This window comes from uncultured Zoogloea sp., from assembly GCF_937894855.1.
GTDB classification, from domain to species: Bacteria; Pseudomonadota; Gammaproteobacteria; order Burkholderiales; family Rhodocyclaceae; genus Zoogloea; species Zoogloea oryzae.
Map to the genome: position 1 here is coordinate 1 of NZ_CALAYQ010000047.1, position 21,809 is coordinate 21,809.

The following is a 21,809-nucleotide window of genomic DNA, read 5'->3' on the forward strand; positions in this document are numbered from 1 at the left end:
GGCACTAGTACCTGAAACTAGCGCGTCTACCAATTTCGCCATCTGGGCAACGAAGGCGCCATTATAGATTAGAAAGAACACGTGTCAACTTACAAGTCCAATAACATCAAAAAACTCAGCAAGCTGCGTCGCAGCGACCCCTTCTTCGAGCGAGAAATCCAGAAGTACGATTTCCCGCTGCCAAGCCGCGAGTTCATCATCCAGATCCTCGCCGAGCATGGCGTGCCGATGCCGTTTCCCGACGTCGCGACGGCGCTCGACATCCTTCCTGAAGAACTTGAATTCTTCGAGCGCCGCATGCGCGCCATGGAGCGCGACGGGCAGGTCATGCGCAACCGGCGCGGTGCCTATCTGCTGCCGGCCAAGGCCGACCTGATCCGTGGGACCGTCCAGGGTCATCCGGATGGCTATGGCTTCGTCGTGACCGACGACGAACATCCGGACATCTTCCTCGGGCCCAACGAGATGCGCGAGGTGCTCCACGGCGACCGCGTGATGGTCCGCATCGCCGGGCAGGATCGCCGCGGGCGCCCTGAAGGCAAGCTGGTGGAGGTGCTCGAGCGGGCCAATACCCGCATCGTCGGCCGTGTGCTGGTGGAAAACGGCGTAACTCTGGTGGTGCCCGAAAATCGCCGCATTTCGCAGGAGATCCTGTTGGCGCCGGGCAAGAGCAAGTCCAAGCCGGTGGCAGGGCAGGTGGTGGTGGTCGAGCTTGTCGAGCAGCCGACCCGCTATGCCCAGCCGGTCGGGCGCATCGTCGAAACCCTCGGCAACTACGCCGATCCGGGGATGGAAATCGAGATCGCGCTGCGCAAGCACGAGCTCCCCCACGAGTTTTCGGCTGACGCCAAGGCCCAGGCGCGAAAGCTCCCCGAGAAGGTCCGCAAGCTGGACTGGAAGGGCAGGGAGGATCTCACGCAGCTTCCGCTGGTCACCATCGATGGCGAAACCGCGCGGGATTTCGACGATGCGGTGTTCTGCGAACGCCAGGGCCGGGGATTCCGCCTGGTGGTGGCGATCGCTGACGTGTCGCACTACGTCACTGTGGGCTCGCCGCTGGATGGCGAGGCTTACGATCGGGGCAATTCGGTGTATTTCCCGCGGCGGGTGATCCCGATGCTGCCGGAGAAGCTTTCCAACGGTCTGTGCTCGCTCAACCCGCAGGTGGAGCGCCTGTGCATGGTGTGCGACATGGCGATCTCCCAGACGGGTGTCGTCAAGCAATACCGCTTCTATCCGGCGGTGATGTTCTCCAAGGCGCGCCTCACCTACAACCAGGTGGCCGCCGCGCTGTATGACAACGATCCGGCCGCCCTCGAGGTGATCGGCGAGCTGCTGCCCCACCTGCAGAACCTCGACAAGCTCTTCCGCGTGCTGCTGAAAGCCCGCGCCAAGCGTGGCGCGATCGATTTCGAGACGCAGGAAACGAAGATGATCTTCGACGATAACGGCAAGATCGCCCAGATCGTGCCGGAGAGCCGGAACGACGCCCACCGGCTGATCGAAGAGTGCATGCTGGCCGCCAACGTCTGCGCGTCGGATTTCCTCCAGGCCAACGAGCATCCGGCGCTTTACCGGGTGCATGAAGGCCCGACGCCCGAGAAACTCGCCAAGCTGCGGGATTTCCTCGCCGAGTTCGGCATCCAGCTGGGTGGCGGTGAAGAGCCCAAGGCCGGCGATTACGCGCGCCTGCTCGAACAGATCCAGGGTCGCCCCGATCTGCAACTGCTCCAGACCGTGATGCTGCGCTCCCTGCGTCAGGCGGTGTACAGCCCTGACAACGTGGGTCACTTCGGCCTGGCGTACGACGCCTACACCCACTTCACTTCGCCGATCCGCCGTTATCCCGATCTGCTCGTCCACCGGGCGATCAAGGCCGTGCTGAACGGCGAGCGCTACGTGCCGGCCCAGGACGCAGGCGACTGGGAAGCCATCGGCATGCACTGCTCGATGACCGAGCGGCGCGCCGACGAGGCCGACCGGGACGTGGAGAACTGGCTCAAGTGCTATTACATGCAGGACCGGATCGGCGAGGAATTCGACGGCAGCGTTTCGGCGGTGGTACCTTTCGGCCTTTTCGTGGCCCTGGACGACGTTTTTGTCGAAGGCCTGGTGCACATTTCCGATCTCGGCAACGATTACTTCCACTACGACGACGCCCATCACAGTCTGGTGGGCGAGCGGACCGGCGAGCGTTATCGCCTGTCGGACCGGGTCCGGGTGCAGCTGGTGCGTGTGAACATGGAAGCCAGCAAGATCGACTTCCGGATCATCACCGGCCCGGCACGTGCCACCGAGCGGGTTGGCAAGACCACCAAGGACCAGGCCGCCAAGGCGTCGGCTCCGGCCGCTGTAGAGGCGCCCGCGCGGCGTCGCAGGGGCAAGACCGAGGCCGAACGCGCCGTCATGCCTGCCGCTCCGCCGGCTGTGGTGTCCACTGAGGTACCGGTTGCCAAGTCGAAGCCTGCTGCCCGCAAGGCGGCACCGCAGCCGGTCGAGCAGCCCACCGAACGCCCGGCCACGAAATCCGCCGCCAAGCCCAAGGCCGCCAAGCCGAAGGCAAGCCCGAGCGCCAAGCCTGCCAAGGCGGCCTCCAAGACCGGAAAGCCCCGCAAGTCAGCAACGGGCACCGCAAAGAAGAAAGCAAAACGTGTCTGATAACACCGCCAGTTCCCGTCTCATCTACGGTTTTCACGCCGTCCTCGCCAAGCTCCGTCATGATCCGGAAGCGATCTTCGAGATCTATACCGATTCCAAACGGAGCGACCCGCGCGCGCGGGATCTCGTCCGCCATGCCGAGCAACTCGGCACTCGCCTGATCCCGACAGAAGGCGATCGCCTCGACAAGATGGTCGGCACCCGCCGCCATCAGGGCGTGGTGGCCCGCATCGACGGCCGCCGCAAGGAGCTCAAGCTCGACGACGTGCTTGACGGTCTCACCGAGCCCGCGTTGCTGCTGGTTCTTGATGGCATCCAGGACCCCCACAATCTCGGCGCCTGCCTGCGGGTGGCCGACGCCGCCGGCGCCCACGCCGTCATCGCGCCCAAGGACAAGGCCGTCGGGCTCAACGCCACCGCCGTGAAGGTGGCGAGCGGGGCGGCGGATACCGTCCCGTACATCACCGTCACCAACCTCGCCCGGGCCCTGCGCGAGATGCAGGAAGCTGGCGTGTGGGTGCTGGGTGCGGCGGGTGAATCTGAAAAGTCGATCTACACCGTCGACCAGAAAGGCCCGATCGCCTGGGTGCTGGGCGCCGAAGGCGACGGCCTGCGCCGCCTGACCCGTGAAACCTGCGACGAGTTGGTGAGCATTCCGATGTACGGCACGGTGGAAAGCCTCAACGTGTCGGTGGCGAGCGGTCTGTGCCTCTTCGAGGCACGCCGTCAGCGGCAGTGAAGATCGACTACGCCGAAGTCCGCGCGCTGCTGCGGCAAAGCCGTAGCGGGGCGCTGGGCACCCACTCGGTGGCGATGCCGGGCTTTCCCTTCGTGAGCGCCGTGCCTTTCGTGTCGGACGCTTCCGGCCGGCCGGTGTTCCTCATCAGCGGGCTTGCCGAGCATACGCGCAACCTGCTGGCCGACCCGCGGGCCAGCCTGCTGGTGACCGAAGGGGATGGCATCAATCTGGCTCAGGCCCGTCTGACCTTGCTGGGCCGGATGCAGCCGGTTGATCTGGACGAGGCGTCCCGCCAGCGCTACGTGCGCTATAGCCCGGAATCCGCGCTGTATCTTGAGCTGGGGGATTTCCGTTTCTTCCGCCTGGAGCCCGATAAGGCGCGTTTCGTCGGCGGTTTTGGCCGGATGGGCTGGCTTGCCGCCGAGGCGCCAGCAGCGGCGCTCGATCCCGATACCGAAGCCGGGCTCGTGGCCCGGCTGGAGCGTCAGGTTCCGCCTGGGGTGGCGGTGGTGGGTATCGACAGGGAAGGGCTGGATGTGCGGATTGGCGGCGTGTTGCGCCGTCTTGCGTTGCCCCCTACTGATGGGGGCGCCGCCGCGCTGGAGGCTGCCGCAGCGGCAATCCTGCTGGGGCTGGAAGCGCCGCCCGCAGCAGGAGATTCAAACCTCGCCTGAGCTCAATCGACCCGGTTGAGCTTGTCCATGTACTGCTTGGTAAACACGCGGTCGGGCAGATCCTTGGCCGCCATCTGCGAGTAACGCAGAGTCGATACCTCGCCCTTCTTCAGAGCGTCCTCCATGACCAGCTGGGTGGGGCGCACGCGGCCGCCCAGATCCTTGAACTTGTCGTAACGGCACACCTTCAGCAGACGGTCTGAGAGGGAATAGAACTCGGCCTTGTAGGGCCAGTTGTTGGACTGGCGAACCCAGTACAACACCTTGGCGTAGGTCACGCCGCGGTCGACGGCTGTGAGCTCCAGCACGTGCATCTTCTCGCCGTCGATGGTGTCGGTGCGGATGATCTTCGGCTCGTAGTCGCCGGCGAAGTTGGCCCGGGCCAGGTCACCGTTGGCCACCTGGCCGGTGAGGCGCTGGGCGAGGGACAGGCGCACCGGCTGGGACACGTTGGGCATGAACACCCACAGGTCGCGGCCGCGCATCAGCATGGCCTGGCCCTTGTCGGTGGCGGGCTCGAGGGTCTGGACGATGGTGTTCTCGTTGCCCTTGGAGAGGATGCGGTACTTGCGATCCTCGGCCGGCTCACCTGCGCTCACCGACGAGATGTCGATGATGACCTGGAAGCCATCCCGCGGGAAACGGATTTCGTCGGCTTTGGCGACGATGGCTTTGGCCTGATCCACGGCCGCATCGTCGGCCAGTACCGGCGCGCCGGACAGCAGCGAGAGGGTCGCAAGCGCAGCGCCGAGGAACCGAGACCGGCAGCTCGAAGGGCTAAATTTGAAGCTCATAGTGTTATCCTTTGAAAGCAAACAACATAGACCGGTGGGGCAATGCAAACAAGCCGCGACGACAGCACGGATGGGACGTCGACGACGGACCCGAAGACGATCATCAGGATCGAAAATGTCAGCAAGATCTATCGTCTCGGTGATCAGGACGTCAATGCGCTGAGGAAGGTCACCCTCGATGTCAAGGAAGGTTACTTCATGGCCATCGCGGGTACATCAGGGAGTGGCAAGTCCACGCTCCTCAATATTATGGGGTGTATCGATACGCCAAGCGAGGGCAGGGTGTTCATCGAGGGAAAGGATGTCTCCGGGCAGACTCCCGATGAACTCGCCAACATCCGTGCGAGGACCATCGGCTTCATCTTCCAGACCTTTAATCTGCTGCCGGTGCTTTCCGCCGAGGAAAACGTGGAATACCCGCTGCTGCAGATGCCGGAAATCAGCAAGGAAGAGCGGCGCGCGCGGGTGAACGATTACCTCAAGCTGGTGGGGCTGGCGAAGTACGCGCACCACCGCCCGAACCAGCTGTCGGGCGGCCAGCGTCAGCGGGTGGCGATTGCCCGGGCGCTGGTCACGCACTCGAAAGTAGTGCTGGCAGACGAGCCCACCGCCAACCTCGACAAGAACACCGGCAAGAGCATTCTTGATTTGATGCAGCGCATCAACGAGGATTGCAAGACGACTTTCGTGTTTTCGACCCACGACAAGCAGGTGATGAGCCGCGCCGTCCAGCAGGTCCGGATGGAAGATGGCCAGCCCACCAAGCTCGGGCTCAAACTCAACGGCACCTGGCGCTTCGTTCCGTACCGGGCCTGATGCGCCGCCGGACGGGCATCTGGCGCACGTCCGGCCATTCACGTTTTACGAGGGGAAAGTAGGAAATGGACAGCTTGAAACCAAAGCTTCGCCGCAGTGCGGTCGCGTTATCGATGATGCTCTGCTGCGGCGCCGCTGCGGCAGCCGACGACGACCTGGGGCTTGATGACGTGGCGGGCGAGGGCGGCGTCAAGACGGCCGGCTACCTCCAGTTCGATCTGGCGCGTACCTACGGCGGCCAGGATCACTGGTCGATGGCGCGCTCCCGTGCCGAGGTTTCGGCCACCGGCGGCGACAGCGTCAAGTGGAAGATCTCCGGCCGGGCCGATGCCGACGCGGTGTTCGCCATCGATTCCGGTTTCTATCCGGACGCCGTGCGGCGCGACCAGCAGTATCAGTTCCACCTGCGTGAAACCTACGCCGACTTCTCGCTCGGCGACGTGGATTTCCGCTTCGGCCGCCAGCACATCGTGTGGGGCGAGATGGTCGGGCTGTTCTTTGCCGACGTGGTCTCCGCGCGGGATCTGCGTTCCTTCTTCCTGCCCGATTTCGAGCAGCTGCGGATTCCCCAGTGGGCGACCCGCGCCGAATACTACTTTGGCGAAACCCACGCCGAGCTGATCTGGATTCCGGTGCCGAGCTACGACAACATCGGCAAGCCGGGGGCCGAGTTCTATCCGCTTCCCCGCGACGCGAAGGTGCTGGGTGAAGCCAAGCCCGACAACTCTCTCGGCAACACCAACTGGGGCGCACGCCTGTCGCGGATGGTCGGTGGCTGGGATGTCTCCGGCTTCTACTACCGCAGCATGGATGTGGCCCAGACTTTCTACTTCACCGGGCTCTCGGGCGGGCAGGCCGAATTCCAGCCGCGCCATGAGCGCATCAGCCAGGTCGGCGCCACCGTGACCAAGGATTTTGGCGACTTCGTGCTGAAGGGCGAGACGGTGCACTCCCGCGGCCGCAAGTTCAATACCCAGAATCCGCTGGACGCGCCCAACGGTCTCGTCGATCAAGACACAATTGATTACGTGGTCGGGGTGGATATACCCGCCTTCAACGATGGCCGGGTGAATCTACAATACTTCGCCCGCCGCATGCTCGATTACGATGCCCGCACGGGCTTCGAGCGGACCGAAGGCGGGGCGAGTGTCCTGCTCGGCACCCGCCTCGCCAAGAACTGGCAGGCCGAAGCGCTTTACGTGTCGATGCTCAACCGCAACGACTACATGTTCCGCCCCAAGCTGATCTGGTCTGCAAACAAGAGCACGCGCGTGGTTTTCGGGGTTGACGCCTTTGGTGGCGCCGCCAACGGCATCTTCGGCCGTTACGCGGATCGCGACCGGGTCTACACCGAGGCCCGGTGGTCTTTCTGACAGAAAATACTGCCCGGAGTAGGTATCATCCGCGCCGGGCGGATTCCCGCAGAAATATTCAGCCATCTTGATGGCGCAGTCATGTTTCCCCTTTTTGGGGCGTCGTGACGTTTTTCTCCGGACGGAATCGCGCGCTGCCGTAATATCCGCCCGTTATCATTCAAAGGCTGAACTTTGGCCGTATCCAGGGGAAGTACCTTATGAAACGCTATTTTAAGAACGGCTTGCTGGCGTGCGCCGTAGCCGGTCTGGCAGGGTGCGCCACCACTTATCCGCCGGCGCCGGTGACCGCAGAGGCTGCCGATTATGCCTATCAGATCGGGCCGGGCGATAACGTGAATATCGTTGTCTGGCGCAACCCCGAGCTGTCGATGACGGTTCCGGTGCGTCCGGACGGCAAGATCACCACGCCCCTGGTTGAGGATCTGCCGGCTTCCGGCCGTGATGCCAGCACGCTTGCCCGTGAGATCGAGCAGGCGCTCGGCAAGTACATCCGCGATCCGGTCGTGACCGTCATCGTGACCACCTTCGTCGGCCCGTACTCCCAGCAGGTTCGGGTGGTGGGTGAGGCGGCCAAGCCCCAGACCCTGCCGTTCCGTCAGAAGATGTCCTTGCTGGACGTCATGATCTCGGTCAATGGTCTGACCGATTACGCCGATGGTAACCGCGCCACCCTGCTGCGGACCTCGGAAGGCAACAAGCAGTACTCCGTCCGCCTGAAGGATCTCGTCAAGCGTGGCGATGTTTCGGCCAACATCGAAATGAAGCCGGGCGACGTTCTCATCATTCCCCAGAGCTGGTTCTGACTCCACTCTTGATTTGCCCCCCGGGATGTCCCGGGGGGATGCATTCGGAATTTCCCAATGGAAGACATACTAAGACAGTTGTCGGTGACGCTCCGCGGCATGTGGCTTTATCGCTGGTGGGGCTTGGCGGCCGCATGGATTGTTGGCCCGATCATCGCCGCTGTTGTCTATCTGCTGCCTGACCGCTACGAATCGTCTGCCCGCGTCTATGTGGATACCCAGTCGATCCTCAAGCCGCTGATGTCCGGGCTCGCCGTCCAGCCCAACGTGGATCAGCAGATCGGCATCCTCAGCCGTACGCTGATCAGCCGTCCCAACGTCGAGAAGCTGATCCGCATGGCCGACCTCGATCTGGCAGCCAAGACCAAGGAAGACCGCGAGACGCTGGTGATCAACGTCACCAAGGCGCTGCAGATCCGCGAAGCGGGCCGCGACAACCTCTACACCCTGGCCTACACCGATACCGACCCGGAACGCGCCAAGCGCGTCGTGCAGTCGATGGTGTCGATCTTCGTGGAGTCGGGCCTGGGCGACAAGCGCAAGGATTCCGATACTGCCCGGCGCTTCATCGAAGAGCAGATCAAGGCCTACGAGCAGAAGCTGATCGAGGCCGAGAACCGCCTCAAGGAATACAAGGTCCGCAACATGGGCACCCTCGGTGCCGGTGGCCAGGACTACTTCCGCAAGATGAGTGAGGTGAGCGAGCAGCTCAACCAGGCCAAGCTCGCCCTGCGTGAAGCCGAAAACTCCCGCGATGCCCTCAAGCGCCAGCTCTCCGGCGAAGAGTCCGTCGCGCTGCCCGAAAAGATGTCCAGCGCCTCGCTGGCGTCGATGCCGGTGCCCGAGCTTGACGACCGGATCGAGTCGATGAAGAAGTCCCTCGACGGCCTGCTGCTCAAGTACACCGACAAGCACCCGGACGTCGTGGGCGCCCGCAAGGTGATCGAAGAGCTCGAAGCCCAGAAGTCCGCCGAACTCCAGGCCCGTCGCAAGGCTGCCGCTTCGGCTGCGTCCGGTGCTGGCGCCTCGGTGGGTTTGTCGAGCAACGTGAATCCGGTGTTCCAGCAGATGCGCCTGTCCCTGGCCGAGGCCGAGGCGAACGTCGCGTCCCTGCGGGCCCGCGTGGCCGAGTACGACTCGCGCCTCCAGGCCTTGGGTGCAGCGTCGCGCACCCTGCCGCAGCTCGAAACTGAATTCACCCAGCTCAACCGCGACTACGACATCAACAAGAAGAACTACGACGCCCTCGTGGCCCGTCGTGAGTCCGCCACCATGGCGGTCGAGATGGGCGCAACGTCCGGCGTGGCCGACTTCCGCCTGATCGATCCGCCGACGGTGCCGAGCAAGCCGTCCGCACCCAACCGGCTGCTGCTGATGCCGGCGGCGGGCCTGGCGGCGCTGCTGATCGGCGGGATCGTGTCCTTCCTGATCAGCCAGATCCGGCCGGTGTTCTCCGACACCCAGGTGCTGCGTGAGGTGACCGGGCTGGCCGTGCTGGGCGCGGTGAGCATGATTGGCGACTCCGACCGCTTGCGTAACCAGCGGCGGAGCAAGGTCTTCTTCCTCGGTGGCGTGGGCGCCCTTGTGGGTTTGTTTGGCGCAATGACCGTCTGGCTGCTGCTGGCGCGGGTGGGTTGAGAGGCGAAAATGAGCATTATTGAAAAAGCAGTCGAGCGACTTGAGCAGCTGCAGAGGGCAACCTCCGCTCCGGTCGACAACGAAAGCCCGGCTCCGGTGGATGACGGTCAGGCCGCGCGGGTTGCCGTCGCTCCCGTTGCTTCGGCCTTCGCCGATCAGCCGAGCCGCGTTGAGCCGGTGATCGCTGAGCCCGTGCCCGAGGTTGCCGCGCCGCCGGCGCCCGCCGTGCAGGCCAGCGCCGAGGCGAAGTCGGCCGCCGCAGGCAGCACCTCGAAGTACATCGAGATCGACCTGGAGCGCCTGCAGTCCATCGGGATCGTCACCCCGAACGCGCCCCGTTCGCTGATCGGCGACGAGTTCCGGATCATCAAACGTCCGCTGCTGCGCAACGTGCAGGGCAAGGGCGCCTCGGCGATCGACAACGCCAACCTCATCATGATCACCAGCTCGCTGCCCGGTGAGGGCAAGAGCTTCAGCTCCATCAACCTGGCCATCAGCATGGCGATGGAACTGGATCACACGGTGCTGCTGATCGACGCCGACGTGTCCCGTCCGTCGGTGCTCAACATCCTCGGCCTGCCCCCCAAGAAGGGCCTGATGGACGTGCTCACCAACCCGGGCACCCAGTTGAGCGACGTCATGCTCAAGACCAACATCGAGAAGCTGAACTTGCTGCCGGCCGGCACGCCGCACCCGCGTGCCACCGAACTGCTCGCCAGCGACGTGATGAACAACCTCCTCGAAGAGCTGGCTGAGCGCTATTCCGACCGGATCATCGTGTTCGATTCGCCCCCGCTGCTGGTCACCACCGAATCCCGCGTGCTGGCCACCCACATGGGCCAGATCGTGATGGTCGTCGAATCCAACAAGACCACCCAGGCCGCGGTCAAGCAGGCGCTGTCGACCATCGAGAGCTGCCCGGTCAAGCTGATGCTGCTGAACAAGGCGCTGCAGTCCGGTGCCGGCTCTTACGGCTACGGGTATGGTTACGGCTATGGCTACGGCTATGGTCATGCGCCAAAGGAGAACGCGTGACGACTCCCGCTTCCCGCGCGATGCCGGCGACGCCCGTGCGCCGGCTGGCGATCCTGTGCGCCGCCCTCGGCGCCGTGGCGACACCCGTCATGGCGCAGGAGCAGGCGTCCGCGCCGCGCCAGTATTCATTCGTTCCGTCGGTTCGGCTCACCGAGACGATCACCGACAACGCCCGCCTCACGTCGTCGTCCCAGGCCCAGTCGGAGTGGATCACCCAGGTCTATCCTTCGCTGCGCTTCGATGCGAACAGCGCCAAGGTCAAGGGCAACCTGAACATCGGCGTGAACTCCACGCTGTATGGCAACGGCACCCAGAACGACACCAACCAGTTCCTGATGAACGGTTCCGGCACGATCAACGCCTGGGAGAACCGTGCATTCGTCGATCTGGTCGCGTCCGTTTCCCGTCAGCCGACTTACGCCTTCCGGCCCGTCGGCGGGGACAGCGCGCTGGGGTCGAACAACTGGTCCGAGGTCCGTTATTTCTCCGCGAGCCCCTATCTCAAGCAGCGCTTCGCGAGCACCGGGACGGCGGAGCTGCGCTACACCTTCAACGACTCCGATTCGAGCTCGACGGTGGTGAGTCGCATGCAGACGAGCCAATGGACCCTGAATGCATCCGATCCGTATGCGCTGGGTACCATGGGCTGGGGCCTGGCCCTCAGCGAAAGCCACACCGAGCGCAGCCGCTCCCGCAACATTGACGTCCGCTCTGCGCGTTTCAGCGGCACCTACGCGATCGACCCGCAGATCAGCATCAGGGCAATCGGCGGTACGGAGACCAACAACTACCAGTCGGCAACCGATGTCACCAATTCGATCTACGGTGGCGGGGCAGACTGGAAGCCCACCGAGCGCACGAAGGTGGCCGGGACGGTGGAGCACCGCTTCTTCGGCACCGGCTACAACCTCTCTGCGGATCATCGTGGCAGTCAGCTGGCGTTCCAGGGGTCTTACTCCAAGGATGTCAGCTCGGCGGGGCAGGCTGTCCTTGGCGGCATGACGCTTTACGACTCCCTGTTCGCCCAGGCCATGCTCAATCCGGTGTACGTGGCCGCGTTCCCGAACCCAGCCGATCGGGCGGTCGCCCTGAAGGCGATCATTGACGCGCGTTTCCCCGGCGCAACCGGGCAGCTCGTGCCGAGCAACGGCTTCTACCTGGACCGTCGGGCGCAGGTGAGCGTCACCTATTTCGGTACGCGTAACTCCGTCACGCTCACCGGTTTCCGGTCCGACCGCACGACGCTGACCGAAAGCGAATTCGCGCTGACCCCCGAGCTCACCACCAGCAGCAGCGTCCGCACTGCAGGCCTGACCATCTCGGGACAGCACAAGCTGACGCCGATCACCTCGGCCAACCTCACGCTGACGACCTTGCGCAGCCACACCGCCTACACCACGACCAGCAGCAGCGCGCTCGATTCGCGTTCGCGCATGATCACGGCGGGCCTGATGACCAACCTGGCTCCCCGAACCACCGCGTCGGTCAATGTGCGCAACAGCAACGGTTCCGGTACAACGTCCTACACCGAGAACGCCCTTTTCGGGACGATTCTCTTCCAATTCTGAGCACGTCATGTACGAAGCCTACTTCGGTCTGCGGGGAAAGCCCTTCCAGCTCAACCCGGACCCCAGCTTTTTCTACGGCAGCCGTGGCCACCGCCGCGCGATGGCCTACCTCGAATACGGTCTGCACCAGAACGAAGGCTTCATCGTCATCACGGGCGAGGTCGGTGCCGGCAAAACCCTGCTGGTGCGCAGCCTGCTCGAGAAGCTCGACTCCAAGAAGATCGTCGCCGCCAACCTGGTGAGCACCCAGATCGACGCCGACGACATCCTGAGACTGGTGGCTGCCTCGTTCGGCATCCCGAGCAAGCACCTTTCCAAGAGCGACCTGCTGCTGGCCATCGAGGCTTTCCTGGTCAGCACCACCGCCGCCGGCAAGCGCGCGCTGCTGATCGTCGACGAAGCCCAGAACCTCACCCAGAAGGCGGTCGAGGAGCTGCGCATGCTCTCCAACTTCCAGCTCGAAGATCACGCGCTGCTGCAGAGCTTCCTGGTCGGCCAGCCGGAATTCCGGGCCATCATGCAGAGCCCCGAGATGGTCCAGCTGCGCCAGCGGGTCATCGCCTCGTATCACCTGGGGCCCCTCGATCTGCAGGAAACCCAGGCCTACGTGGAGCACCGCCTGGCGTGTGTCGGCTGGAAGGGCAATCCGGCCTTCGATGCGGAGGCCATGCGCGAGATTTACAACGTCAGCCAGGGCATCCCGCGCCGCATCAACGCCCTGTGCGACCGCATCATGCTGGCTGCCTTCCTGGGCGAACAGCGTCGGGTGGGCGTCGAGCTGGTGAACCAGATCGTCTCCGAGATGCGTGAAGAGCAGGTCACCCCCACGGCCTTGGCCACCACCGCCGAGCTGGCGACTGGTGTGCAGCCGGCTTCCGTGGCCCTTGATCTGCAGCGCCTGCTGGCTGACCCTGAAGCTGCCAAGCTGCTGGCCAACGCTGGCCCGTCCTTCGACATGACCCGCTTCGACGAGCGCCTGGCGCTACTCGAGCGCACCCTGTCCACCACGCTCAACACCCTCAGCCAGTTGCTGAAGGCAGCGCCTGCCCAGCAAGAGGCCGGGGCCGAAGGTGGAGCGCCGGCGAAATGACGACTCCCATGTCCCGCGAGGGCGGTTCCATCGTCAATGCGCTCACCATCGACGTGGAGGACTACTTCCAGGTCTCCGCACTGGCGCCGCATTTTCCGAAGGAAAGCTGGAACAGCACGCCGTGCCGGGTCGAGCGGAACGTCCATCGCATCCTTGAACTGATGCACAAGCACGAGGCCAAGGGCACGTTCTTTACCCTTGGCTGGATTGCCGAGCGCTACCCCAAGCTGGTCCGCCTGATCGCCATGGAAGGCCACGAGATCGCGAGCCACGGCTATGGTCACCAGCGTGCCAGCGAACAGACGCCGGAAGCCTTCCTGGCCGACATCCAGCTCGCCAAGGCCGTGCTCGAGGACATCGCCGATTGCGAGGTGAAGGGCTACCGGGCACCGAGTTTCTCGGTCGGCCTGTCCAACCCCTGGGCCCATGGCGTGATCGAAGCCGCAGGCTACACCTACAGCTCCAGCGTCTATCCGGTCAAGCACGACCACTACGGCGTGCCGGACGCGCCGCGCTTTCCGTATCCCGTCGGCAAGGCGCTGGTCGAGATCCCGATCACCACCGTCCGTCGTCTCGGCCGCAACTGGCCGGTGGGCGGCGGCGGCTATTTCCGGCTGCTGCCCTATCCGGTGTCGGCCTGGGGCATCCGCAAGGTCAATCAGGAAGACCGCCGTCCGGCGATCTTCTACTTCCATCCGTGGGAGATCGATCCGGAGCAGCCCGTCGTCAAGGAGGCGAGCGCCAAGACCCGCTTCCGGCACTACGTGAATCTGGAACGCACCGAAGACCGTCTCGCCCGCCTGCTCCAGGATTTCTCCTGGGGCCGCATGGACGAAGTCTTCCTCCCCGCACTTCAAACCTCAGTCTAAGGTTCCGGGAATGGTATCTGTTGTCAAAGTACGCCCGTTCGTGGCGGGGGATTCTGCGCGCTGGAACGAATTCGTTTTCGCCTGCCCCGACGCCACGTTCTTTCACCGCATCGAATGGCGCGACATCATGGAGTCGGTGTTCCGTCACCGCACCCATTACCTGCTCGCCGAGCGCGACGGCCAGATCGTCGCCGTGCTGCCGCTGGTTGAGGTCAAGAGCCGCCTGTTCGGCCACGCGATGACCTCGCTGCCTTTTGCCGTTTACGGCGGCGTGGCGGGCGCTGATGCCGAGGCGATCGCCGCCCTCGAAACCACTGCCGACGAGCTTGCCCGCAAGTGCGGCGTGCAGCACCTCGAATACCGCAACCTGCGCGAGCGCCACGCCGACTGGCCGCGTCAGGAGCTGTACTTCACTTTCCGCAAGGAGATCCTCCCCGATGAGGAGGCCAACATGCTGGCCATCCCGCGCAAGCAGCGGGCGATGGTGAGGAAGGGCATCAAGAACGGGCTCGTCGCCGAGGTAGATCCGAACGCCGACCGCTTCTTCGCACTGTTTTCCGATAACGTGCGGCGCCACGGCACGCCCGCGCTGCCGAAACATTTCTTTGAAGTGCTGCTGAAGGTTTTCGGGCAGGATTGCGAGGTAATGACTGTTTCGTCGGCCGAAGGCAAACCCCTCTCCACCGTTCTGACCTTCTACTTCCGCGACGAAGTCCTGCCTTACTACGCCGGCGACGATCTTGCCGCGCGTGATTTTGCTGCCAACGATTTCAAGTACTGGGAGCTGATGCGCCGGGCCTGCGCCAAGGGCTACCGCATCTTCGACTACGGTCGCAGCAAGGTCGGTACGGGCCCCTACAGCTTCAAGAAGAACTGGGGCTTCGAGCCGATGCCCCTCTCGTACGAATACCGCCTCTACAAGCGCGACGCCGTTCCCCAGAACAACCCGATGAACCCCAAGTACCGTGCCTTCATCGCCATGTGGCGTCGCCTGCCGCTGAGCGTGGCCAACACCCTCGGGCCGCACATCGTCCGCAATCTGGGGTAACCGCTGGTGGCTGACGTCCGCACTCCGCTGCTCTATCTGGTCCATCGCATCCCTTACCCGCCCAACAAGGGCGACAAGGTCCGCTCCTTCAACATCCTGCGCCAGCTGGCCAAGCGCCACCGGATCTTCCTCGGCACCTTCGTCGATCATCCGGACGACGTCCAGTACATCGACAAGCTGTCCGAGTGGTGCGAGGAAAGCCGGGTCATCCGGCTCGATCCGCGCACTGCCAAGATCGCCAGCCTGCGCGGCCTCGTCACCGGCGAAGCCCTCAGCGTGCCGTACTACCGCAACGCCGAACTCGCCGCCTGGGTGAAGCAGGTGGTGGCCCGCGAAGGCATCCACGAAGCCGTCGCGTTCTCGGGCCCGATGGCCCAGTACCTCGACGCGCCGGGCTTGTCCCACCGGGTGATCGACTTCTGCGATCTCGATTCTGCCAAATGGACCCAATACGCTGGCGACCACCGCTGGCCCATGTCCTGGCTTTATCGCCGCGAAGGGCGTTGCCTGTTGGCCTTCGAGCGCGATGCAGCTGCCAAGGCCGAAGCCAGCGTGTTCGTCACCGAAGCCGAAGCCGACCTGTTCCGCAAGGCCGCCCCCGAACTCGTCGGGCGGGTCAGCGCGATGCAGAACGGGGTCGATTCCGACTACTTCTCGCCCGCCAACGGTGGCGCCAGCCCCTATCCGGCCGGCGGCCCGGTGATCGTCTTCACCGGTGCCATGGATTACTGGCCCAACGTGGATGCGGTGGTGTGGTTTGCGACCGAGCTACTGCCCAAGGTGCGCGCGCAGGTGCCTGACGCCCGCTTCTGGATCGTCGGCATGAACCCCGCGCCTGCTGTCCAGGCGCTGGCGGGGGAGGGCGTCGTCGTCACTGGCACGGTGCCCGACGTACGCCCGTATCTCGCCCATTCTGATGTGATCGTCGCACCCCTGCGCATTGCCCGTGGCATCCAGAACAAGGTGCTCGAAGCGATGGCCATGGCGCGTCCGGTCGTGATTTCCTCGGCACCGGCCACCGGACTCGAGGCCCGTTCGGGGCATGACTGTGAGATTGCCCACAGCGCTGACGAATTCGTTTCGCGTACTGTCGAACTACTTGCTGATGTAACATTGCGCCGCAGCATGGGGCAGGCTGCCCGGGAGGCGGTTCTGCGTTCCTACAGCTGGTCGGCCCACCTGGCGGCGCTCGAAAAGCTGCTGGGCGCATCCACTCATTGTTCAGTCGTTGCGCATGGTGCGCAATGACTGTTTGGATTTCATGAACGATCCCCGTCCCCTGGTGATTCACGTGGTCTACAGCTTCGACGTTGGCGGGCTGGAGAACGGGATCGTTAACCTCATCAACCGGATGCCGCCCGAGCGCTTCCGGCACATGATCGTCGCGCTCACCCGCTGCGTGCCGAGCTTCTGCGAACGTATCAAGCGCAGCGACGTGACCTTCATGTCCATCGAAAAAGGCGAGGGCCACGGGATCAAGCTGTACCCCACGCTGTATCGGCTGTTCCGCGAGCATCGCCCGGCCATCGTGCATACCCGCAACCTGGCGGCCCTAGAGATGGTGGTGCCGGCCTGGGCAGCTGGTGTGCCGGTGCGCATCCACGGCGAACACGGCTGGGATGCGTCCGATCTCGAAGGTGTCAGCCGCAAGTTCCAGCTGCTTCGCAAGGCGTATTCGCCCTTTGTGTCCGGCTATGTGGCGCTGTCGAAGCGGATCGAGTCCTACCTCACCGACAAGGTGGGCGTGCGGGCCGATCGCGTCCGGCGCATCTGCAACGGTGTCGATACCGACCGCTTCGTGCCCGTCGCCACCCGTGGCGAGATTCCTGGTTCGCCGTTCAACGATCCCGGCCTGGTGGTCTTCGGGGCAGTAGGGCGCCTGCAGGCCGTCAAGGACCACGCCAACCTGATCCGCGCCTTTGGCGAGCTCGTGCGAGGCAACCCGGATGCTGCCCGTCGCGCCCGGCTGATGATCGTCGGCGGCGGCCCGCTGCAGGCCGAACTCGCCGCGCTGCTCAAGGCCGAGCAGCTCGAACAGCACGTCTGGATGGCCGGCGAGCAATCCAACATCCCGCTGATGAACAGCGGCATGAACGTCTTTGTGCTGCCTTCGCTGGCCGAGGGCATCTCCAACACCCTGCTCGAGGCGATGGCCTCCGGCCTGCCGGTGATCGCCACCCGGGTGGGCGGCAACGCCGAGCTGGTGGTCGATGGCGAAACCGGCCTGCTGGTGCCGTCCGCCGATCCGGCCGCGCTGGCCGGCGCGATGGCCGCGCTCCTCGCCGACCCGGCCCGCGCTGCGGCCTTCGGCGCTGCCGGCCGGACGCGCGTGTGCGCCCAGTTCAGTCTTGATGCAATGGTTGGCAGCTATCTTTCGCTTTACGAAACGCGCCTCTGCGCGGCCCAGCCCGGTTCCGCGGCTGCCATCCAATCCAGAAACGCCCTTCACTGAAAGAAAACAGATTCCATGTGCGGCATTGCTGGCCTTTTTGATACCCGCGGCAGTCGTGACTTCGATCGCGACCTGATGAAGCGGATGAACGACATCCAGTTCCATCGTGGGCCGGATGAGGGTGATCTTCACTTTGAACCCGGCGTGGCCCTGGGCCATCGCCGCCTGTCGATCATCGACCTCTCCACCGGGCAGCAGCCGCTGTTCAACGAAGACGGCACCGTGGCCGTGGTGTTCAACGGCGAGATCTACAACTTCCAGGAACTCGTGCCCGAGCTCGAAGCCCTCGGCCACCGCTTCCACACCCGCAGCGACACCGAAGTCATCGTCCACGCCTGGGAATCCTGGGGCGAGGAGTGCGTTCAGCGCTTCCGCGGGATGTTCGCCTTCGCCCTGTGGGATCGCAACAAGCAGACCTTCTTCATGGCCCGCGACCGCCTGGGCGTGAAGCCGTTCTTCTACGCGATCCTCGACGACGGCACGCTGGTCTTCGGTTCCGAGCTCAAGGTGCTGATGCAGCACCCGGGCCTCGATCGCCGCATCGATCCCCACGCCGTCGAAGAGTATTTTGCCCTCGGCTATGTGGCCGAGCCGCGCACCATCTTCAAGGGCGCGAAGAAGCTCCAGCCTGGCGAGAGCCTGTGCATCCGCCGCGGCCAGCCGATCCCCGCGCCCAAGCTCTACTGGGACGTGCGCTTCACGCTCGACAACCCCCTGTCGCTGGCCGACGCCACCGCCGAACTCACCGAGCGCCTGCGCGAATCCGTCCGCTTGCGCATGATCTCCGACGTGCCGCTGGGAGCCTTCCTGTCGGGCGGCGTCGATTCCAGCGCCGTGGTGGCGACCATGGCCGGCCTGTCGTCCGATCCGGTCAACACCTGCTCGATCGCCTTCGACGATCCGGCCTTCAACGAATCCGAGTTCGCCAAGATGGTGGCCGACCGCTACCAGACCCGGCACTACGTCGAGACCGTCAAATCCGACGACTTCGACCTCATCGACACCCTGGCCGCGCTCTACGACGAGCCCTACGCCGACAGCTCGGCGATCCCGACCTATCGGGTCTGCCAACTCGCCCGCAAGCACGTCACCGTGGCCCTGTCGGGCGACGGCGGCGACGAGAGCCTGGGCGGCTACCGCCGCTACCGCATGCATCTGATGGAAGAAAAGATGCGCGGCTCGATGCCCGCCGGCATCCCCCGTCCGGTGTTCGGGCTGCTCGGCCGGATGTATCCCAAGGCCGACTGGGCGCCGCGGATGTTCCGCGCCAAGACCACCTTCCAGGCCCTGGCCCGGGATTCGGTGCAGGCGTATTTCCACTCCGTCTCGATCCTGCGGGACGACATGCGGCGCAGCCTGTTCTCCAGCAAGTTCCGCGCGGAACTCTCCGGCTACAACGCGCTGGAAGTCTTCCGCCGTCACGGCAACGCCGCCCAGACCGACGACCCGCTGGCCCTCATCCAGTACCTCGACACCAAGACCTACCTCGTGGGCGACATCAACACCAAGGTCGACCGCGCCAGCATGGCCCACTCCCTCGAAGTGCGCGAGCCGCTGATGGACCACAAGCTGGTCGAATGGCTGGCCACGCTCCCGTCTGGCCTCAAGATCAAGGGCCAGGAAGGCAAGTTCGTCTTCAAGAAGGCCATGGAGCCGATGCTGCCCCGCGACGTCCTGTATCGCCCCAAGATGGGCTTTGCGGTGCCGCTGGCCCGCTGGTTCCGTGGCCCGCTCAAGGAGCGCGTGCGCGAGGCCATCCTGGGTTCCACGCTTGCCGAAACCGGCATCTTCAACCGCGATTACCTCGAGCATCTGGTCGATGCCCACCAGTCTGGCGCCCGCGACTACAGCGCGCCCCTGTGGACCACCATGATGTTCGAAGCCTTCCTGCGTAACAGCCAAGCCGCGGCCCCCAAACCCGCCGTGGCCGTGATGAGTCAGTAAATGCGCGTCCTCCACGTTCTCGATCACTCGATCCCGCTGCACAGCGGCTACACCTTCCGTACCGCGGCCATCCTGCGCGAACAGCGCGCCCTGGGCTGGGAGACCTTCCACGTCACCTCGCCCAAGCAGGGCAAGACCGCCGCCGCCATGGAAGACGTGGACGGCCTGCGCTTTTACCGCTCCGAAGTGCCGCCCGCCGGCCCGGCCGGGATCAACGAATGGCGCCTGATCCGCGCCACCGAAGCCCGCCTCGAACAGCTCGCCCGCGAACTGCGGCCTGATGTCATCCACGCCCACTCGCCGGTGCTCAACGCCATCCCGGCGATCCGCGTCGGCCGTCGGCTGGGCATTCCGGTCGTGTATGAAATCCGCGCCTTCTGGGAAGACGCCGCGGTGGATCACGGCACCACCTCCGAGGGCAGCCTGCGCTACCGCGCCACCCGCGCCCTCGAAACCTGGGCCATCAAGCGCGTCGATCACGTGTTCACCATCTGCGAAGGCCTGCGCCGCGACATCGTCGCCCGGGGCGTTCCCGAAACCAAGGTGACCGTCATCCCCAACGCCGTGGACGTGGAAGGTTTCCAGCTTTCCGGCGCCGCGGACGAAACCCTCAAGGCCAAGCTGGGCCTGCAGGGCAAGACGGTGCTGGGCTTCGTCGGTTCGTTCTACGCCTACGAAGGCCTCGATCTGCTCCTCGACGCCTTTGCCGCGATGCACGCCGGTCAGCCCGACCTGCGCGTGCTGCTGGTCGGCGGTGGCCCCCAGGACGCCAACCTCAAGGCCCAGGCCCAGCGCCTCGGCATCGCCGACAAGGTGGTGTTTACTGGCCGCGTGCCGCATTCCGAAGTCAGCCGTTACTACGACCTGATCGACCTGCTGGCCTATCCGCGCCATTCCATGCGCCTGACCGAGCTGGTCACGCCGCTCAAGCCGCTGGAGGCGATGGCCCAGGGCCGCATCTTCGTGGCCTCGGACGTGGGCGGCCACAAGGAACTCATCCGCGACGGGGAGACCGGTCGCCTGTTCGCCGCCGGCCAGGTACCCGCGTTGGTCGCCACCCTCAACGACATGCTGGCCCACCGTGATCGCTGGCCCGCCATGCGTACCGCCGGGCGTCACTTCGTCGAAGACGTGCGCAACTGGAAGAACAGCGTCGCCAACTACAAGGCGGTGTACGGTCGGCTCGCGCCGAGATCGGCGGCATGAAATTCGCTGATCTGAAGATTGCGCTGGTCGGTCCGCTGCCGCCGCCTGCCGGTGGCATGGCCAATCAGACCCGGCAGCTCGGCGAGCTGCTGCGCGGGGAGGGCGCTGAAGTCGAGGTGGTGCAGGTGAATGCTCCGTACCGCCCGGCCTGGGCCGAAAAGCTCAAGGGCGTCCGCGCGCTGTTCCGGCTGGTTCCGTATCTGCTGCACCTGTGGCGCGCCGCCGGAAAGGCCGATCTGCTCCACGTGATGGCCAACTCCGGCTGGTCGTGGCATCTGTTTGCCGCGCCGGCGATCTGGATCGGCAGCCTGCGGGGCAAGCCGGTGGTGGTCAATTACCGGGGTGGCGAGGCCGAACCTTTCCTCAATCGTTCTGCCGACTCCGTGCGCGCGAGCATGCGGCGTGCGGCGATGCTGGTGCTGCCGTCCGGCTTCCTGAAAGAGGTCTTCGACCGCTTCGGGATGGAGGGGCGGATCGTCTCCAACATCATCGACCTGGCGCGTTTTCGCCCGGCGGACGCGACCCGCAAGCCGGCCGCCCACATCGTGGTGGCCCGCAACCTCGAGCCCATCTACGGCATCGACACCGCGCTGAAGGCCTTCGCGCGGGTGGCTGAGGCGCGCCCCGACGCCCGCCTGTCGGTGGCCGGCACCGGCCCCCAGGCCGCCGAGCTGCAGGCCCTGGCCGCCAGCCTCGGGATTGCCGACAAGGTCGTTTTTACCGGCCGGCTCGACCGCGACCAGATGGCCGCGCTGTACCGGGATTCCGATCTGACCTTCAACCCGAGCCGGGTGGACAACATGCCCAACTCGGTGCTCGAAGCGCTGGCGAGTGGTGTGCCGGTGGTCACCACCAACGTGGGCGGGATTCCGTTCATCGTCGAGCACGAAGTCACCGCGCTGCTGGTGCCTGCCGACGACCCGCAGGCGATGGCCGATGCCGCGCTGCGCTTCCTCAACGATGCGGCCCTGGCGGCGCGAATCCGCGCCGCGGGCCAGGACGACGTCCGGCGCTACGCCTGGTCGGCCGTCAAGAATGAACTGCTTGCCGCGTACACCGACGCCTGCCGTGCCTCGGGCGCGGCCCGCCGGACGTAGGA

18 protein-coding genes are annotated in these 21,809 nt (G+C 64.8%); 17 read left to right on the top strand and 1 reads right to left on the bottom strand.

Translation table 11 applies throughout. The features are described 5' to 3' along the window. Positions 1-228 precede the first annotated feature (228 nt). From rnr to Q0672_RS06040, 3 genes are read left to right on the top strand one after another with little or no spacing between them, the layout of a single operon-like run. On the top strand, positions 229-2,658 hold the full coding sequence (gene rnr, locus Q0672_RS06030; RefSeq protein ID WP_298620826.1) for a ribonuclease R: 2,430 nt from the start codon (positions 229-231) through the stop codon (positions 2,656-2,658). Next, the gene (gene rlmB / locus Q0672_RS06035) at positions 2,651-3,397 is read left to right on the top strand and encodes a 23S rRNA (guanosine(2251)-2'-O)-methyltransferase RlmB (RefSeq protein ID WP_153160974.1); all 747 of its coding nucleotides are present in this window, start codon (positions 2,651-2,653) and stop codon (positions 3,395-3,397) included. Before rnr ends, rlmB begins: the two co-directional genes overlap by 8 nt. Beyond that, complete coding sequence (locus tag Q0672_RS06040; RefSeq protein ID WP_298620744.1) at positions 3,394-4,071, top strand: HugZ family protein; 678 nt, start codon at positions 3,394-3,396, stop codon at positions 4,069-4,071. The genes rlmB and Q0672_RS06040 overlap by 4 nt, the downstream gene beginning before the upstream one ends. Positions 4,072-4,073: 2 nt before the next feature. Here Q0672_RS06040 and Q0672_RS06045 read toward each other — a convergent pair whose 3' ends face one another. Then, positions 4,074-4,865: an outer membrane lipoprotein-sorting protein gene (locus Q0672_RS06045; protein ID WP_298620746.1), complete on the bottom strand. Its 792-nt coding sequence runs from the start codon at positions 4,863-4,865 to the stop codon at positions 4,074-4,076. 42 nt (positions 4,866-4,907) lie between these two features. Here Q0672_RS06045 and Q0672_RS06050 point away from each other — a divergent pair, with 42 nt between their 5' ends. The 14 genes from Q0672_RS06050 to Q0672_RS06115 all read left to right on the top strand — a co-directional run bounded on the left by Q0672_RS06050 (position 4,908) and on the right by Q0672_RS06115 (position 21,807). Next, positions 4,908-5,681 carry an ABC transporter ATP-binding protein gene (locus Q0672_RS06050; protein ID WP_153160977.1) on the top strand — a complete coding sequence of 258 codons (774 nt, stop codon included), beginning with the start codon at positions 4,908-4,910 and terminating at the stop codon, positions 5,679-5,681. Positions 5,682-5,746: 65 nt separating this feature from the next. After that, on the top strand, positions 5,747-7,054 hold the full coding sequence (locus tag Q0672_RS06055; RefSeq protein ID WP_298620748.1) for a DUF1302 family protein: 1,308 nt from the start codon (positions 5,747-5,749) through the stop codon (positions 7,052-7,054). A gap of 200 nt (positions 7,055-7,254) precedes the next feature. Continuing rightward, the gene (locus Q0672_RS06060; RefSeq protein WP_194271177.1) at positions 7,255-7,860 is read left to right on the top strand and encodes an XrtA/PEP-CTERM system exopolysaccharide export protein; all 606 of its coding nucleotides are present in this window, start codon (positions 7,255-7,257) and stop codon (positions 7,858-7,860) included. Positions 7,861-7,917: 57 nt separating this feature from the next. Then, complete coding sequence (locus Q0672_RS06065; RefSeq protein ID WP_298620751.1) at positions 7,918-9,498, top strand: XrtA system polysaccharide chain length determinant; 1,581 nt, start codon at positions 7,918-7,920, stop codon at positions 9,496-9,498. Between the two features lie 9 nt (positions 9,499-9,507). Beyond that, positions 9,508-10,533 carry an XrtA-associated tyrosine autokinase gene (locus tag Q0672_RS06070; protein WP_153160980.1) on the top strand — a complete coding sequence of 342 codons (1,026 nt, stop codon included), beginning with the start codon at positions 9,508-9,510 and terminating at the stop codon, positions 10,531-10,533. After that, entirely contained in the window at positions 10,530-12,101 is a 1,572-nt protein-coding gene (locus Q0672_RS06075) for a TIGR03016 family PEP-CTERM system-associated outer membrane protein (protein ID WP_298620753.1), read from the top strand. Before Q0672_RS06070 ends, Q0672_RS06075 begins: the two co-directional genes overlap by 4 nt. Positions 12,102-12,108: 7 nt before the next feature. After that, positions 12,109-13,191 carry an XrtA/PEP-CTERM system-associated ATPase gene (locus Q0672_RS06080; protein WP_153160982.1) on the top strand — a complete coding sequence of 361 codons (1,083 nt, stop codon included), beginning with the start codon at positions 12,109-12,111 and terminating at the stop codon, positions 13,189-13,191. Further along, on the top strand, positions 13,188-14,060 hold the full coding sequence (locus Q0672_RS06085) for an XrtA system polysaccharide deacetylase (RefSeq protein WP_284186569.1): 873 nt from the start codon (positions 13,188-13,190) through the stop codon (positions 14,058-14,060). Before Q0672_RS06080 ends, Q0672_RS06085 begins: the two co-directional genes overlap by 4 nt. A gap of 10 nt (positions 14,061-14,070) precedes the next feature. Continuing rightward, positions 14,071-15,108 carry a FemAB family XrtA/PEP-CTERM system-associated protein gene (locus Q0672_RS06090; RefSeq protein ID WP_298620757.1) on the top strand — a complete coding sequence of 346 codons (1,038 nt, stop codon included), beginning with the start codon at positions 14,071-14,073 and terminating at the stop codon, positions 15,106-15,108. Positions 15,109-15,114: 6 nt separating this feature from the next. Further along, positions 15,115-16,356, top strand: a complete 1,242-nt coding sequence (locus tag Q0672_RS06095; RefSeq protein WP_298620759.1) for a TIGR03087 family PEP-CTERM/XrtA system glycosyltransferase — start codon at positions 15,115-15,117, stop codon at positions 16,354-16,356. Positions 16,357-16,369: 13 nt separating this feature from the next. Next, positions 16,370-17,560, top strand: a complete 1,191-nt coding sequence (locus tag Q0672_RS06100; protein WP_298620761.1) for a TIGR03088 family PEP-CTERM/XrtA system glycosyltransferase — start codon at positions 16,370-16,372, stop codon at positions 17,558-17,560. Positions 17,561-17,575: 15 nt separating this feature from the next. Then, positions 17,576-19,504 carry an XrtA/PEP-CTERM system amidotransferase gene (locus tag Q0672_RS06105; RefSeq protein ID WP_298620763.1) on the top strand — a complete coding sequence of 643 codons (1,929 nt, stop codon included), beginning with the start codon at positions 17,576-17,578 and terminating at the stop codon, positions 19,502-19,504. After that, on the top strand, positions 19,505-20,710 hold the full coding sequence (locus Q0672_RS06110; protein WP_298620765.1) for a TIGR04063 family PEP-CTERM/XrtA system glycosyltransferase: 1,206 nt from the start codon (positions 19,505-19,507) through the stop codon (positions 20,708-20,710). Further along, a complete protein-coding gene (locus tag Q0672_RS06115) occupies positions 20,707-21,807 on the top strand; it encodes a glycosyltransferase family 4 protein (RefSeq protein WP_298620767.1) in 1,101 nt (366 codons plus the stop codon). Before Q0672_RS06110 ends, Q0672_RS06115 begins: the two co-directional genes overlap by 4 nt. The last annotated feature ends 2 nt before the right edge of the window (positions 21,808-21,809 follow it).